Annotated in this window: 12 protein-coding genes; 6 read left to right on the top strand and 6 right to left on the bottom strand. The window is 38.0% G+C overall.

Annotation, left to right across the window (positions count from 1 at the left end; genetic code table 11):
* Nucleotides 1-32: 32 nt before the first annotated feature.
* Nucleotides 33-452: a DCC1-like thiol-disulfide oxidoreductase family protein gene (locus ABJQ32_21195; GenBank protein ID MEP5292183.1), complete on the bottom strand. Its 420-nt coding sequence runs from the start codon at nucleotides 450-452 to the stop codon at nucleotides 33-35.
* Nucleotides 431-3310 (bottom strand): gliding motility-associated C-terminal domain-containing protein, encoded by a 2880-nt coding sequence (locus ABJQ32_21190; GenBank protein ID MEP5292182.1) that lies wholly within the window; start codon nucleotides 3308-3310, stop codon nucleotides 431-433. Before ABJQ32_21190 ends, ABJQ32_21195 begins: the two co-directional genes overlap by 22 nt.
* Nucleotides 3311-3534: 224 nt before the next feature.
* On the opposite strand from ABJQ32_21190, the gene ABJQ32_21185 reads away from it, so the two are divergent.
* The 3 genes from ABJQ32_21185 to ABJQ32_21175 are packed head-to-tail and all read left to right on the top strand — an operon-like array spanning nucleotide 3535 to nucleotide 6994.
* Nucleotides 3535-4203, top strand: coding sequence for a succinate dehydrogenase cytochrome b subunit (locus ABJQ32_21185; GenBank protein MEP5292181.1), 669 nt, complete (start codon nucleotides 3535-3537; stop codon nucleotides 4201-4203).
* A gap of 12 nt (nucleotides 4204-4215) precedes the next feature.
* Nucleotides 4216-6225 carry a fumarate reductase/succinate dehydrogenase flavoprotein subunit gene (locus ABJQ32_21180; protein ID MEP5292180.1) on the top strand — a complete coding sequence of 670 codons (2010 nt, stop codon included), beginning with the start codon at nucleotides 4216-4218 and terminating at the stop codon, nucleotides 6223-6225.
* Between the two features lie 7 nt (nucleotides 6226-6232).
* On the top strand, nucleotides 6233-6994 hold the full coding sequence (locus tag ABJQ32_21175) for a succinate dehydrogenase/fumarate reductase iron-sulfur subunit (protein MEP5292179.1): 762 nt from the start codon (nucleotides 6233-6235) through the stop codon (nucleotides 6992-6994).
* Nucleotides 6995-7074: 80 nt separating this feature from the next.
* On the opposite strand, the gene ABJQ32_21170 is transcribed toward ABJQ32_21175, so the two are convergent.
* Complete coding sequence (locus tag ABJQ32_21170) at nucleotides 7075-8241, bottom strand: thioredoxin fold domain-containing protein (GenBank protein ID MEP5292178.1); 1167 nt, start codon at nucleotides 8239-8241, stop codon at nucleotides 7075-7077.
* 190 nt (nucleotides 8242-8431) lie between these two features.
* Here ABJQ32_21170 and ABJQ32_21165 point away from each other — a divergent pair, with 190 nt between their 5' ends.
* The gene (locus ABJQ32_21165) at nucleotides 8432-10888 is read left to right on the top strand and encodes an ABC transporter permease (GenBank protein MEP5292177.1); all 2457 of its coding nucleotides are present in this window, start codon (nucleotides 8432-8434) and stop codon (nucleotides 10886-10888) included.
* Nucleotides 10889-11069: 181 nt separating this feature from the next.
* Nucleotides 11070-11795: a lysophospholipid acyltransferase family protein gene (locus tag ABJQ32_21160; GenBank protein ID MEP5292176.1), complete on the top strand. Its 726-nt coding sequence runs from the start codon at nucleotides 11070-11072 to the stop codon at nucleotides 11793-11795.
* 54 nt (nucleotides 11796-11849) lie between these two features.
* On the opposite strand, the gene ABJQ32_21155 is transcribed toward ABJQ32_21160, so the two are convergent.
* Together ABJQ32_21155 and ABJQ32_21150 are read right to left on the bottom strand one after the other, a co-directional pair.
* On the bottom strand, nucleotides 11850-14459 hold the full coding sequence (locus ABJQ32_21155) for an ABC transporter permease (GenBank protein ID MEP5292175.1): 2610 nt from the start codon (nucleotides 14457-14459) through the stop codon (nucleotides 11850-11852).
* Nucleotides 14449-14790 carry a helix-turn-helix transcriptional regulator gene (locus ABJQ32_21150; protein ID MEP5292174.1) on the bottom strand — a complete coding sequence of 114 codons (342 nt, stop codon included), beginning with the start codon at nucleotides 14788-14790 and terminating at the stop codon, nucleotides 14449-14451. The genes ABJQ32_21155 and ABJQ32_21150 overlap by 11 nt, the downstream gene beginning before the upstream one ends.
* 200 nt (nucleotides 14791-14990) lie before the next feature.
* Here ABJQ32_21150 and ABJQ32_21145 point away from each other — a divergent pair, with 200 nt between their 5' ends.
* Nucleotides 14991-15173 (top strand): hypothetical protein, encoded by a 183-nt coding sequence (locus ABJQ32_21145; GenBank protein ID MEP5292173.1) that lies wholly within the window; start codon nucleotides 14991-14993, stop codon nucleotides 15171-15173.
* A gap of 205 nt (nucleotides 15174-15378) precedes the next feature.
* Here ABJQ32_21145 and ftsZ read toward each other — a convergent pair whose 3' ends face one another.
* On the bottom strand, nucleotides 15379-16935 hold the full coding sequence (ftsZ, locus tag ABJQ32_21140; GenBank protein ID MEP5292172.1) for a cell division protein FtsZ: 1557 nt from the start codon (nucleotides 16933-16935) through the stop codon (nucleotides 15379-15381).
* Between the last annotated feature and the right edge of the window lie 19 nt (nucleotides 16936-16954).

Below are 16954 nucleotides of genomic sequence, written 5' to 3'. Positions count from 1 at the left end.
ATGTTTGTTCCTTGCAAAAGTAGGCAATCCATTTAATCGATAAATCGATTTCTTAGCTCAGGTGACGGGATCATACATTGATCCTTTTCTCCAAACCATTTGTATCTATTTCTAGCAACTATATCGTAGACCCAATCTCTTAAAAAAATTGGGACAATGATAAAAATATAGAGTAATGGTAATAGACCTGAGAGACTTTTAGAGATTTCAAGAACAGCACTGCTTTTTTTCCTGATTGTATCTCCATCTTTGAGAATGATACTTTGAAGGGAATTCTTATCTCCTAATAAATAATATGGCAAGTTTTGCTTAGCATATCCTGACTGCAATGAAGCAAAAAGAAACCTTTCTTTTTTATCCTTTTTTAGGATAAACTGGATAGAAGAGTTGCAGAGATTGCAAACTCCATCAAAAAAAATAATTGGCTTTTTTATCGAATGATCTGTACCCACCCATTAATAACTTCAACATCACCTTCAGGGTTCAGTCCAACAAAACTTACTTCAGCTGAGTAATAATAAACTCCAGCTGGCAATTCTTTTCCTGCATTTGACTTTCCATCCCAATTAATGAAAATCGTATTTTCGGAAGAAACTGTTCCTTCACCGCCTATTTCCCTATCCGAAGAATTGTATGTAAATAGTTCTGCTCCTGCCCTACTAAAGGCTTTGAAAATAACCGATTCAACAAAACGAGGGCAATCACCATTGTTCGTAAAAGGAGTGAACGTATCATTTACACCGTCTCCATTTGGTGTAAACACATTTGGCAAAATGTATTGAGAGCAATTTTCATTGCAAATAATTTCCGAAATCTGGCTTTCATTTCCCGATCGGTCAACAGCGGTTATGTAATAACAAAAAGCGAGTGAGTTCAACGGGAGGCCTTGATTGAAAATGTCACTATCATGAATAAATTCATTTCCAGTAGTTACATCTAAGAGAACGAATGTCTCAACTTCCTTTGATCTTGATATATAAATTCTGAAAAAAGAAATATCATCATCACATTCTGGAGCAATATTGGATTCCCAATTCAACACATTTCTTAATTCTTGATTAAGTCCAGCAGCTTGCCTTTCGCAAGAAAATTGAGTCTCACAGCTAAAATTACTATCCGAAGTGAAATTCACCTCTATGAGAGGACATGGTGGAATCGTATCACTTGGTTGAGCACAAATAATTTGAGACCTATTGATTAACGGCTCTGGCAAAAGGTCATTATCATAACTTCCAAATGTCGTGACGAAGTAACAATATTCAGTTTCTTCATCCAGCTCAACTCCATTAAAATCTCCTGTATCAAGGTAAGTTAAACCATCGAGTGTTACTTCCACAGAATCTATTAACTGAATTGACTCAGGGTCCCCATTTACTACGTTATCTCTCCATATATAATGGTAGGGGTATTCCTGCACATTGATAGACCATGGAACACTTGCAGTCCAATCCAATTTAATTCCTCCGACAAGGGCCGACGGTTCCAATCTTACAGATGAGGCTTGCTGCGAGGTGTCTACCGGCTGGTCAGTATTATCATAGAGAACAATTCTATATGAATAAGAAATATCTTCTGTATTTAATCCTGAATCAACAAAGGTCGTGTCTGTAGAAGGTGGTCGTACTGAAGTAAATGTGCCTCCAAAGCTCTGACCTTCTTTTCGAAGAACTTCATATGTATATGTTGGAGGAAATGCTGCAGCATTAATTTGATATGGAGGAGTCCATTTAACCAAAATTTCTCCAGCTGTTTCACTTGTCGACTCAATATCTACATTTGTAATGATAGGCACATCAATTAGCAAACTATCACACGCTTCTTCGGATGCGATACTTTCACCTCCGCCTGGGGATGGAAACAATGCAACTAAGCGGTAACAATAATTTGATCCTGAAGATAGACCTATATTATTATTACTATCTAAATAACTGGTATCAGAAATATCAAGTGTCTCGATGAGCGCATATCCTGAGTTTTCAGGAATTCCTGGATTACATGTAGGGTCTATCTCAAACTCCCCAACTCTCCTCCAAACTTGCATTGAGTCTGCATTAGTACATGAGTAAGGGTCCCAGTTCAATTGCATACTTCTTCCAGGACGAGTTTCAGCTACAAGTCCTTCAGGAGCTGGTCCTACTACGGTAATTCTCCACGATTCAAAATTTACTTGACCTGGTGGATTCGTAATTCCTGGAATAGTGGGACTGTCCGTTGCTTTGAACTGTACTTCATAGGGTGCTATTCTAACTAGCCCACAATCTGTTTCCCACTCAAAATTTAAAATTGATGGTGGCCCTTGAAATTCTGCGGGGTTGGGCCTTACACTAGCAGCAGGTGAAATCTCAAACGAACCTCCGAATGCTTCTATCTTAACTGGGTCTCCATCTGGATCAGTTCCCGTAATAATACCAGTAATAATATCACCTGCAACTACACAAGTATCCTCAGGTACTTCAAGTTCAGGGGGATCATTATCATAATTCCAAATTATAATTTGCATATCCCTTGTAACAAAACCAAGTCTTATTAAGACACCATTAATCCTTCTCCATTCTTCAACTACAAAAGCAACATTGAACTCCCTGTTTTCTTGATCTGGTATTGTTGCTCCGCCAGGTGCATTCCATGTTAATGTGCCCGTGACTGGATCAATTGATAAAGTTGGCGGACCGTTTTTACTCTGATTGCCTTCAGCAAAATTTGTATAAAATGAGGGGTCTATAAGCGTTTGATAACCATTTACTTCTAAGCCTTCATCTTGTTTTGGGTTAGTGAAATAATAGGAAAGACTATCGCCATCAGGATCAAAAGCTCCTGGATTATGTTCGAAAATTGCCCCTACAACACCCTGGTCAATTGGTGGCACAGTAAAAAAAGGAGTACTATTTGTTATCAAAGGATCTATAACTACTAAAGTTTCTACATAAAATGAAGTACTTACAGAACCAGATATATTCTGAATATTCGCATTTCTAAAATCTTCCTTGTAGCTAACCAGGTAATTCGAAGCACTTGAATACGTATACACAAGTGTGAATTCCCACTTTTCAACTCCGTTTCCTATATTTTCTATTTGCCCCCAAGGAATTCCCTCTCCCGGGTCATCTCCATAAAAATTACCATCTCCGTAATCAAAAATGCCTTGTCCAAAAGGCACTCCATCAATATCACGGTACCCAATAAATGTAAACTGATAGGTTAGACCTGTTACCCTTTTAGCGATTACTTCGCCAGCTCTAATATGAGTTGCGTTAGCTATCATTGCCGAAAGCATAAAAAAGAAGACAAATAAGAACCTCAGGTATTTCATAGAAACTAGGTTAAACTTACGTAAAACTAAAAAGCTTTAATACATAACGAATATTTACCAAACAAGAATTGTGCTTGACTGGTTATTTATTTCAACAACACTTAAAGTTTTAATACTTACTCTTGAGATAGATTTATTATTTAGAACCAGTCAAAAAAGAAATTTGAATTGCCAGACAAGCTTTCTGAATTTACCTTTGGCTAAAATCCAATAACCCAATTTAAATGAGCAAGCAACTTTTTTCAGGCAGCATTGGTAGAAAATTCGCCATGGCACTTTCTGCGCTATTCCTGATCATATTTCTATTGCAGCATTTCACAATAAATTTCACTTCTGTATTTAGTGAAAAAACATTCAACGAACTATCTCATTTTATGGGCACTAATCCGTTGATACAATTTGTGATGCAGCCAATTCTTATGTTTGGTGTGACTTTTCACTTCATCATGGGATTTGTGTTGGAAATTAAGAATCGAAATTCACGTGCAATTAAGTATGCTAAGAATAACGGAGCTGCTAATTCTTCATGGATGTCGAGAAATATGATTTGGAGCGGATTATTCATTCTCCTTTTTCTATTATTTCATTTCTACGATTTCTGGATCCCAGAAATGAATTACAAATACATTGAAATGAATCCGGAAGATCCAAATCGCTACTATGAAGAAGTGGTTCACATGTTTACTAGTCCTGGTCGAGTAATCGTTTATTGTCTGTCATTCGTATTTCTTGCTTTGCATTTACTTCACGGATTCCAGTCTGCTTTTCAATCGATGGGTGCGCGCCACGATAAATACACTCCGACTATTCAAAAAATTGGTCGTGCTTATGCGATTTTGATTCCAATTGGGTTCATCTTCATTGCTGTTTTTCATTATGTCAATTCCCTTTAAGAAATAAGAGGCATGTCAACATTAGATTCTAAAATACCTGAAGGTCCAATAGCTGAAAAGTGGACCAATCATAAAAACAATATTAAACTAGTCAATCCTGCTAACAAACGATCCATTGATGTGATTGTCGTTGGTACAGGCCTAGCTGGTGGATCAGCTGCAGCTACTCTTGCTGAGCTTGGTTACAATGTGAAAGCATTTTGCTATCAGGATTCACCAAGAAGGGCACACTCAATTGCGGCACAAGGAGGCATCAATGCAGCAAAAAATTATCAAGGAGATGGTGATTCTACTTATCGTCTTTTTTATGATACTGTCAAAGGAGGTGACTATAGGTCTCGAGAAGCCAACGTATATAGACTAGCCGAAGTATCTACAAATATCATCGACCAATGCGTAGCTCAAGGAGTTCCTTTTGCCAGAGATTATGGAGGGTTATTAGATAACAGGTCGTTTGGAGGAGTACAAGTTTCGAGAACCTTCTATGCTAAAGGTCAAACGGGTCAGCAACTTCTTTTAGGTGCATACTCTGCCATGTCTCGTCAGATAGGCAAAGGTAAAATCGAGATGTTTAACCGTCATGAAATGATGGATCTCGTAATGGTAGATGGTAAAGCCAGAGGTATTATAGCAAGAAACCTTGTCACGGGAGAAATTGAAAGGCACTCTGCACATGCCGTAATTATCGCTTCAGGAGGTTATGGAAATGTTTTTTTCCTGTCAACCAATGCGATGGGGTCAAATGTGAGTGCAGGATGGAAAATTCATAAAAAGGGTGCTTATTTCGCAAATCCTTCCTTCACACAGATCCATCCTACCTGTATTCCACAACATGGTGAACAGCAATCTAAGCTCACCTTGATGTCGGAATCTTTGAGGAATGACGGTCGTATTTGGGTGCCTGCTAAAAAAGAAGATGCTGAAGCCATAAGGGCTGGTAAACTAAAACCTACTGACCTCAAAGAAGAGGATAGGGATTATTATTTGGAGAGAAGGTACCCATCCTTTGGTAATCTGGTTCCAAGAGATGTGGCTTCCAGAGCTGCTAAAGAACGTAGTGATGCCGGTTTTGGGGTAGGCACTAATGAAACAGGTGAAGCAGTTTATTTAGATTTTGATGCTGCCATCATGCGCTATGGGCAGGAAGAAGCGAATGTAAAAGGTATCCATGATGCTTCTGATACCAAAGTGAGAGAGCTTGGTGAAAAGGTGGTTGAAGCCAAGTATGGTAACTTGTTTGAAATGTACCAAAATATTAGTGGTGACAATCCATATAAGACTCCAATGAAGATATATCCTGCGGTGCATTATACCATGGGAGGTGTGTGGGTAGATTATAATTTGATGACCACTATTCCTGGTTGTTACGCACTTGGTGAGGCTAATTTCTCAGACCATGGAGCAAATAGACTTGGTGCATCAGCACTGATGCAAGGTCTTGCTGACGGATACTTTGTGATTCCTTACACTATAGGGGATTACCTAGCGGATGATATTCGAACGGGTGCAATATCGACGGACAGCAAGGAATTTAATGAAGCAGAAAAGGTCGTTCGTGAGCGTATTGAATTTTTCGTAACTAATAAAGGTGAGCATTCGGTTGATTACTTCCACAGGCGATTGGGTAAGATTATGTGGAATCAGGTTGGAATGGCCAGAAACGAAAAAGGTTTGAAAGATGCTATCAAAGAGATCAAAGAATTACGTGAGCAATTTTGGAAAGAAGTGAAAGTACCGGGTTCAGCAGATGGTATTAACCAAGAACTGGAAAAGGCTGGCAGAGTGGCTGACTTCCTAGAACTAGGGGAATTATTTGCCAGAGATGCATTAGAACGTAATGAATCCTGTGGTGGTCATTTCAGAGAGGAGTACCAAACAGAAGAAGGTGAGGCTGTTAGAGATGATAAAGGATTTACTTATGTATCAGCATGGGAATATACAGGTGAACCATCTAAAGCCAAACTACACAAAGAAGATTTGAAATACGAGAACATTGAGTTGAAGACTCGTTCTTACAAATAATAAAAATATGTCAGCAGCAAAAGAATTAAACCTTACACTAAAGGTCTGGAGACAGAAAAGTGACAAAGATCAAGGAAAAATGGAGACTTATCAGGTTTCTAATATTTCCATAGATAGTTCTTTCCTTGAGATGATGGATATTTTGAATGAACAATTGGTAGATTCAGGTGATGAGCCTATCGCATTTGATCATGATTGTCGTGAAGGTATCTGCGGAAGTTGTTCTATGTATATCAATGGTGAAGCACATGGTCCTGGCAGAAGGATGACTACTTGCCAACTACATATGAGATCTTTCAATGATGGAGATACTATTTATGTTGAGCCGTGGAGGGCAAAAGCTTTTCCGGTAATAAAGGATTTGGTTGTAGATAGAAGCGCTTTTGACCGAGTAATGAATGCGGGAGGTTTTATTAGTGTAAATACTTCCGGTAATACGCAAGATGCGAATGCTATCCCAATCGATAAACATGATGCTGACAAAGCATTTGATGCCGCTACATGTATTGGATGCGGAGCTTGTGTTGCTTCCTGCAAGAATGCTTCTGCTATGCTATTTGTCTCAGCTAAAGTATCTCAGCTATCACTCCTGCCTCAAGGTAAAGTTGAAGCTAAAGAGCGAGCGCAAAATATGGTGAAGCAAATGGACGAAGAAGGTTTTGGGAACTGTTCTAATACCGGAGCTTGCGAGGTAGAATGTCCTAAAGGAATTTCTCTAGAAAACATCGCCAGGATGAATAGAGAGTACTTGAAAAGTAGCATAAGCTAAAGAATCACATATAAAAGATGAAGCCCGCATATATTTGTGGGCTTTTTTATTTGTAGGAGCTTCTATCTAAGAAGAGGCTCTTATTCCCCTTCAAATTTTTTCAGTTGATGCTTGTAATGGGAAGTATCATCGTATAATTCTTGAGCTAATTCAAGTGCGCGTTTTTCTAGCTCTATTGCCTTTTTCTTGTTGCCTAGCTTAAACTGAAGTGAAGCATAAGTATCTATGTTTGAAGGTTCTGGAAGCTCGTCGACCGCTTGTTGAGCCCATGAAGAAGCTATTTCCAATTGATTTCTATTTTCTACAAAAAGATAAAATTTCCACGCTAGTTCATTTAATTGATCAGGATCTTCAATTTCTGTCATACCTACTAACTCTATTGCGAAATCAGCATAACTGATCCAATTCTCCGTAAACTCTGCATAGTGAAGGTTCATCATCAATTTCAAAGTGTCTGATCCAACAAAGGATATATCCTTCATCTGATGTAAAAGCGCGCGCATTGCAAAATCATGCAATTCCTCCGATTCAAATATTTCCTGATACTGAGAAAGGTAAGTATCATACAATTTTGCATCGACTATATCCTGACCAAGCTTATTTTCAAATGCAGGTTTATTTTTTTGAACATACTGAAATTCACGACTATAAATATCCCATTGATAGGTAGCGAAAACCTCCCATGCAGTTTCATTTGCTAAATCATTTACGTTGACACTGTTCAGGTAATTACTTGCAAATTTTTCTGCATCTAAGCAAGCTTCTTCCAATAGTTCCAGATAATCAAGCATGAAGTCGACAGATCTATCCCCTTGATCATATCTATTCTCTAATGATGCTAATGTCTTGCTATCAGATAGCGCCTCATTAGCCAGGTCTAGAAATTGAGTAGCATCCATAGCACCGCATCCGCGATGAATTACTTTACCATCTCCATCAATAAATAATAGAGACGGAAATACGCTTACGGTATAATGTTCTGCAAGCTCTACCCCTGGATAATCCTCCATATCCATATGGACATTTATGAAGTTTGAATTGTAGTAATTGGAAACTTCTAAATCAGAGAATGTATACTCCTCCATCTCCTTACATGGCTCGCACCATTCTGCATAAGCATCAAGGAAGATTAACTTATTTTGTTGTTTAGCTTTTCTTAACGACTCTTCCCATGTGCCTTCCTCAAATGTTATTTGAGCAGTCAAGGAAATTGGGATGAGAAAGAATAAGAATATATATGCTTTCATTCTGAACTTTTATGAGATTTTGGACAAATATAGGTGTCTTCAAGGCACATTTAAACTAAAAAACGCACACCATATTGTGCGTCAGCGAACAATAATTCATTTAAAAAAAATATAAATGCTTGAAAATCAGATTTTTAAGATCTTGGCATACTTCTTATTAACTATATAGTCTACCAAAACCTCTTGACTAATGCTTAAGAACTATCTAACAACGATCTTTCGGCAGATTAAAAAGAACAAAATATTTTCTTTCATCAATATCTTCGGTCTCGCCTTAGGGATGGCAGCATGTCTCGTTATTGCCCAATATGTCAGCTTTCATAAATCATTCGACAAATTTCATTCTAATTCTGAAAGAACCTTCCGTATTGAAGGAGAGGCATATAAGAGTGGTGAATCATTGGGAAAAACTGCCTCAACTCCTGCAATGTTGGCATATACATTGAAAGAAACAGTGCCACAAGTACAAAGCATTGCCCGTTTTTATGATTATAACTATGCGAATAATACGATCATTTATAACTACAATGAGAAGCAGGTTAATTTTAAGCAAAGTCAAGTATATGTTACTGAAAGCGGACTTTTCGATATATTCGACCTTGAGTTTGTAGCCGGTGGAAGTCAGAAGTTCGATGAGCCACAAAAAGCTATTCTATCAGAAAGTGCTTCAGTTAAATACTTTGATGATCCTCAAAAAGCCATTGGTTCAAAGTTTACTTTAAGCGGAAATAATGGTACTCATGAGTATGAATTGGTTGGGGTTATAAAAGACGTTCCAGATAACTCTCATCTCAGTTTCGAACTGCTCCTCTCCTTTCCTTCTCTTGACAATTACTCTAAGGGAAGAAATAGCTGGACTCAAAACGGAATGATATCTTATGTGATGCTGGAAGAGCCCGGCCAAAAAGGTCAGGTTCTTGATGAAGTGAAAAACCTATATGATCAAAACATTAAGCAATCAATAGGCAAGAGTGGTTATTCAGTAGATTACTATTTTCAACCAATCACTGAAATCCATTTAGATCAAGAAAGTGCGGACATTTTTCGAGCAGGGCTTGATGGGAAAATCATCTTAATATTAAGTTTGATAGCCATTATCATTCTTGTAATCGCCTGGATTAATTATATGAATTTATCTCTTATTCGTACAATCGAGCGATTGAAGGAAATGGGGATCAGGAAATGCATGGGATCTTCGATGAAACAGATTACTCAGCTTTTTGTACTTGAGGCATTCATCATGAATGCAATTGCTTTTGGTTTCGCACTTCTTATCACTCAAATAGGAGAAAAATATCTACTCGAAATTACTGGCCTTCCTATATCAGCCTTGATGAATATGGAAATACTTCTATTGCTAGGAGGATTAATAGTGGTTGGGACTCTACTTATAGGGTTCTATCCTTATGCATTATTAAAGACTATTAATATGGTTAATGTCCTAGTAGGTCAAAGAGGCAAAGTAGGTGGGACTAAATTGCGAAAAGGGCTCGTATTTGTTCAGTTTGTAATCACCTTCATTCTTATAGCGGGGACAATTACCATTTACAATCAAATAAACTACATGCGGGATGCGGATCTTGGAATTGAGATAGAAAATATTCTAGTCATTCAGTCACCTCCAGGAGATGTTGGTTCCGAGCAACGAGAAGACGTAGATCGCTTCAGAACTCTGAAAACGGAGCTTCTTAAGCAAAGTGGTATTGCCGAAATTACTAATGCTGGGGAAATCCCAGGAGAGCAGGTGGGATGGGGTACAAGCATCTACCTAAAAAATGAATCCAGAGCAAATTCAGTTCAGACTGGTTTGATTTCTATGGACACAGACTTTCCATCATTTTTTGGAATTGATGTAATTGCTGGTAGAGCATTGAGGGAAGGTGATGATCCATGGACTAAACAAGATGTGGTTATCAATCAAAAGCTGGCAGAACAATTAGGATTTGACACACCTGATGATGCTTTGGGTGCTGAGTTATCAGGGTTCTTTGCACCTCTTACCGTAAGAGGCGTTTTAGAGAATCATCACCACACATCTTTACATGACGATTATCAACCGCTAGCTTATATATTGAGCTCCTGGACAGAATATTACTTCATAAAAATGAAGCTGGATGACACAAAGGGGGCTTCTAGAAGTAATCAGCTTGCTGACTTAGTAAGCTCCGTTAAAGGTGAGTGGAACAATGTATTTACTGATTATCAGATGAACTACTTTTTCTTAGATAGCGCCTTCGATGAGCAATACACAGAAGACGTCCGCTTCGGAAAGATTTTTAGTGGATTCTCTTCACTTGCAATCTTGATTGCTTGTTTAGGTTTGTTTGGATTAACATCATTCACCATCCAACAACGAACAAAAGAGATTGGGATTAGAAAAGCGCTAGGAGCTTCAGCTAAGCATCTGGTGCTTCTCTTATCAAAAGAATATCTGATTTTAACTGGAATAGCATGCATATTAAGTGTCCCTGTTGCCTATTTAATCATGAACAAATGGTTAGAAAGCTACACGTTCAGAATTGATCTTGGTTGGTGGTTCTTCGTAATACCGGTAGTCTTTGTAATAGGAATGGCAATTCTAAGTATCATGTCTAAGATCTTAAGTACTATTAAGACTAATCCCATTGATTCTTTGAGAGATGAATAGCATATTATAATGCTCTTTGTGAATGGTAAAACGTCTTTCTGATAGTTTAAGGTTTTATTATAGATCGTTTTGGTAGAATGAAGAAACGCCCGATCACCTACTCTACTATAGAACCCCGCTAGATGCGGGGTTTTGTTTTATCTACCTTTGAGCTTTGTAGTTTAGGAATTAGAAAAACTGTATGTCTAAAAAGAATGTATTCGGTCAAAAAATATGGCTTAAGAAGAAGATTTTTAGAGTAGTTGGCAGCTTTGTTAGGTCGCGACTTTTGAATCCAAATAACGTCGTTATTTCAGGAGCTGAAGTGCTTCCGAATCTGCAAGCACATGGAGTTCTATTTATTTCAAATCATCAGACTATTTTCACAGATGTAATTGCTATGTACAATGCCATGTTTGCTGCTTTAAATGGACAAGTAAACTCTATAGCAGATGGAAGTTATTTGAAAAATCCTAAAGTGAATGTGTACTATGTAGCTGCCCGTGAGACTATGGAAAAAGGACTGTTCCCTAAGATTCTAGCATATGCTGGTGCTGTAAGTGTAGACAGAACCTGGAGACAAGGAGATGATATGATCAAGCGAGAGGTTAATCCAGATGACACAAAATCCATTGGTATGGCCATAGCAGATGGTTGGGTTGTCACCTTCCCTCAGGGTACAACACGTGATGGTGCGCCTGTAAGAAAAGGTACTGCGCATATCATTAAACAATATAAGCCTGTGGTTGTACCAGTACGCGTTGATGGTTTTAGAAAAGCTTTTGATAAAACTGGATTAAAAAGGCTACAAAAAGGTGTAGATCTATCATTGAAATTCAGTCAGCCTTTGGATATTGACTATGAAAAAGATACTGTGGACGATTTGGTAAACAAGATGAGCTTGGCGCTTGACATAAAAAGCCCTTGATCTATGTGTAACCAAGGGCTTTAAGTGTTTTAAGAAAATTGAAGCTACTCCTATCTATTCATATCTCATTATTTCAGAAGGATTACTTGCTGCTGTTTTATACGTTTTAGCACCTATGGTTATAAAGGCTACTACTGCTGTTATTGCACCTCCAAGTAAAAAAATTGGCCAACTATTTAATAACTCTATTCTATAGGCAAAACCATCAAGCCATCCTGATACAAAGTACCACGAAAACGGAATTGCCATTAAAGATGATATAAGCACTAGGACTAAAAATTCGTTCGATATCAAATAGATTACTTGCTTGACAGAAGCGCCCAATACTTTTCGAATGCTTAATTCTTTCTGTCTTTGCTGGGCAGAGAAGGAAGCCAAACCAAATATTCCCATACATGCCAAGAAAATGGAGAGAATGGCAAAACCTGTAAAAATTCTTGCCTGTTTTGCTTCTTCCTCATACTGTTGCGCAATAGAATCATCTAAAAATCGACTACTCATTGGAAAATTTGGTGAAATTCGCTTATAGATATCTTCTACTTCTTTCACCGATTCACTCAGATTATTGGCATCAATTTTTGCTGCAAAAATCCTTGCATCATCATCTCCTGATATAATTACAAGTGGTTCAATTTCAGTTTTGAGGCCTTTAAAATGATAATCCTTAAAGACTCCAATTATCCTATGATCCAAATTCCAAAAAGAACCTCTCACCTTTTTACCAATAATATCTTCTGCTGAAAGGCCTGTTGATTTAACAGCACTTTCGTTGATCATCATTACCGATTCATTGTCAGAAGAAATATTTGAATCAAAAGCTCTACCTGCCACTAACGAGATATCAAAAGTCTTTAAGTATTCTGTATCCGCGAAAATAGTGTTTAAGTGAACCGGCTCTTCAATTCCATCTATCTCGATAGGTGCGTTATCATGAAACCCTCCAGGCTCTCCTGAAGCGGAAGTAACACTTTTGACAAAACGGCTGGATTTTAAAAGATCTTTAAAAGTTTCATGGTTTTCGCCAATTGGAGCATTGTTGCTTTCTATAATCAACACCGCTTCCTTATCAAAACCAAGGTCTCTATTTTGAACAAAACTTAATTGCATGTAAATCAAAGACGTTGCAATTATTAGAAATATTGACATAGAGAATTGGAGAATGACCAAGCCCTTTCTAACTATGATATTCTTACCCAAAGCTGGTTTTCCTGTTTTTAATACTTTCAAAGGATGAAATGATGAAAGTAAAAGCGCAGGATATAGTCCAGAGGCAATAACGATAACAATAAAAAGGCTTGAAAAGAAAACAATAACAAGCGGGTCTTGCCAGTTAAATATGACATTAAGATCGAAGAATTGATTAAAGCTCCCTTTTAACAATTCACTTAACAATATGGAGGCCAATACAGAAATGAGTAAAATTACAAGTGACTCTCCGAGAAACTGAGCTATTAATCTTCCTTGATCTACTCCTAAAACTTTTCGTACTCCCACTTCTTTTGCACGCTTATATGATTGTGCGATAGAAAGGTTTATGTAGTTGAAACATGCAATAAACAGAATAGCTAAGGCGATACTGCCAAGTGTTATTACATTGACTGTACTTCCATGCTTAATGTCTGGAAATTCAAATCTGATCTCATTAAAATAAAGATCACCAAGCGACTCCAACTTTATTCCCCATTGCGTCCCAAGTCTTTTAAAATCTTCGCCCATATATTTATTCATAAAGTCTGGAAACTGAGATTCCAGGTAGTCTGCTTCTGCAGGAGTATTCACTTTTATGTATGTGCAGAGTCCATGATTGAACCAGCGACCAAACCACTCGAATGAATCGAACAGATCAATCGAGAATACCATATCAAATCGTAGGTGAGATTTAGTGGGGAAATCATCAAATACTCCACTAACCGTATATTTATAGTCACCTGCATCGATATCCAATATCTTTCCAATAGGGTCTTCATCTCCAAAATATTTCTCTGCAATCTTCTGGCTTATCACCACATCATTTGCTCCAGAAAGCACGGTAGCAGGATTTCCTTTTTTTAGTGGATATGAGAAAAAGGTAAAGAAATTGGCATCTGCAAACACAATGTCTTCCTCGTAAAAACTCTTGTCTTCAAATGTGACCAATCCACGTTCGAAAAGCACTCGATTTGTAGATTGAACTGTCTCCGGGAAATCATTGGCTAATGCTCCAGCATATGGTCCTGAAGTGGGCGATACTGGGTAAACATCTCCTGTATTGTTTGAAGCCATTCGGACTACACGATATATCTGATCTTTGTCTATGTGAAAAGAGTCAGTATTCAGTTCATTCTCTATATAGAAATACAGGAATATGACTGACGTAAGCCCTACAACAAAGCCTAATAAGCTTATGATAGTTGTAGAGCGATGATTCATTAAGTTACGTATTGCAATTTTCGGGTTGAAATTAAACATAGGTCCTTTGTTTTTGAGTTTGAATAATTGAAGAAATGAGGGTCGCATGTAATGAAGTACCTGATACCAGTATCTCACAAAAAAGAATGATTTTTTCTCAGTCCTTAGTAGCAGGTAGTATTCTTCAAGGTTGCCTTGAATTTCCTCTACTAAATCATTCTTGCAAAGCCATTTGACTAGCTTCAGTGAAAAAGTAAGGGTAGCGTCAATTGGCATAGACAACCTTCAGTGCAAATTCCGGAACATTGTTCCACATACTGTTGCGCGTCTCCTTGACTTCAGTAAGTGCAGTTTTACCAGCGGCTGTGAGTTCGTAGATTCTCTTCTTCCTACCTCCTCTTTCAGCGGTAGCACCTCCTAAACTTGACTTGAGCAAGTCCTTACTCTCAAGTCTACTTAGTGTAATGTGAATTGCTCCCATCGCTGATTTTCGATTTGCTTGATTTACAAGCTCCTCTTTGATTTTTAGGATATAAGCTTCTTCTTGAAGTATAAGTACTGTAAGAAGTAACAATTCTTCGAATTCACCTATTGCGTTCTTTCCCATTCCATTATTAGTTTCTATTTTGTAAATTTCTATACGAGACTAACATTTAATTAGTTTCGATAATGTAGAAAGAAATAAGTAATTGTTGCGGATATGATCGAATTTGTCTCCTTCAACTTATTGACTGTTAGGTTGAAATAGAATTTCTTGTAATAAATCAACAGAAAGAACCACCAACTGTATATACATTTTACAAATCAATGAAAAAAGATAAGAGTACATCGTTGGTCATAATTGGAATTATGTTTTCAACACTCGGATTAACAATCTTCAATGAAAATCAAATCCTACAATACATTTCCTTAGGCTTGGGGGTTCTAATTGGCATTTATGCAGCTTTTAAGTCTGATAGGGATCGAAAAGAGTCCGCAAAAAATAAATAAGTCTTAGTTTTTCTCTCCTTTAAAAAAATTAAACCCCGACCATGGCCGGGGTTCATTCTTGGCAGAATACCGGATCATGTCCGGCACATGTATGACTAACACCTACGTTAACCATGTCTTTAGGACAGATAACCGTCATTGCGAACGAAGTGAAGCTATCTCAATATTAAGATCGCTTCGTATTCACTCGCGATGACGTAGATTATCAATCCACGTTATCATGCAAGAATTTATTATTTCCGAGAATCTGATTCTCCTCGTTCAAGTTGAATTTTGAAATATTTCGCTCAGATGAATGAGGTACATTCTGAAGTTTTACTTTCTTGCGCTCATATGCGGGCACGTCTAAACGCTCCTTAAACTCTTCTGTTGCCATTTCAAACTTCTTGTCATCAAACATAGCCTCTCGCTCTGCACGTTCTTGTGCGAGTCGAACTTGCTTAGAGTCAGGAGATGCTGTAAAAGCATCATTGATACTTACCTCTTCCTCATCAATTTCTTCCTCTCCTTCAAAGCTATTCGTGAAGTCAAATTCAAAAGCAGGCTGTTCCACTCTTTGTTTTTCTCCACTTTGGTCTTCTTCCTCAACTTCTCTTTTTATTTCATCTTTCAATGAACTGAATTCATAAGTCCAATCTTCTACTTCATCCTTGTCACTTTCGTTTTCAATCTCGAACATGAAATCCGAAGTAGTGTCTTGTTTTTGTGTTTCACTGATCTCTTTTTGAGAGTTTAAGTCAAATCGTCTTGCTTCCTCTTCTTTAGAGATATACTCCCCATCCTCATCTACTTTGCCAAAACCAGTAGCAATTACAGTTACCCTAATGTTTTCACCCAGTGTGCTATCTACACCGTGACCGAAGATCACTTCTGCATTATCTCCCGCATATTCTTGAATGTAATCGGTAATGTCTGTCAGTTCATCCATTTGAAGTTCAGCCTCTTCACCAGAGATGATCGAAAGCAAGATTTTCTCTGCCCCAAAAATGTCATGTTGATTCAACAATGGAGAGTTCAATGCTTCTTCTGCTGCTCTACGCGCTCGGTTGTCTCCTATAGTTTTTGCTGATCCCATCACGGCAGGTCCTGCACCTTTCATCACTGTCTTTACGTCTTCAAAATCCACATTCACATATCCCGGAACAGTGATAATCTCTGCAATACCTTTAGCAGCAGTTGTCAATACATTATCTGCCTGCGCGAAAGCATCACTTATGGAAAGGTTACCATAGATTTCACGAAGTTTATCATTCATGATTACTAGTACGGTATCGCAATACTTTTTCAATTCTTTGATACCTTCTTCAGCAGCTTTCATTTTTTTCTTGCCTTCAAAAGCAAATGGTGCTGTTACGATTCCTACCGTAAGGATATCTAACTCGCTAGCTACTTGCGCAATTACTGGAGCGGCACCAGTACCGGTACCACCACCCATTCCTGCAGTAATGAAAACCATTTTAGTGTCTTGCGAGAGTAGGTCCCGAATTTCTTCTTTGCTTTCAATTGCGGCATTTCTGCCTCTTTCAGGATTTGCTCCAGCTCCCAACCCACTTGTCAGGTTATTACCCACCTGAAGCTTGTTTGGTACTGCACTACTTTCTAGTGCTTGATGATCTGTATTACAGACCACAAATTCTACGTCCCGGATCCCCAGGCTGTACATGTGATTAACAGCATTGCTGCCACCACCGCCAACACCTACCACCTTGATGATGGACTTGTGATGAGACGGTAAGTCGAATTGATACATATTTTCTGCCATAATTATTAAGTTTTGAGTT

Source organism: Marinobacter alexandrii, assembly GCA_039984955.1.
Classification (GTDB): Bacteria; Bacteroidota; Bacteroidia; order Cytophagales; family Cyclobacteriaceae; genus Ekhidna.
This window is presented reverse-complemented; position numbering and strand designations above follow the sequence as displayed.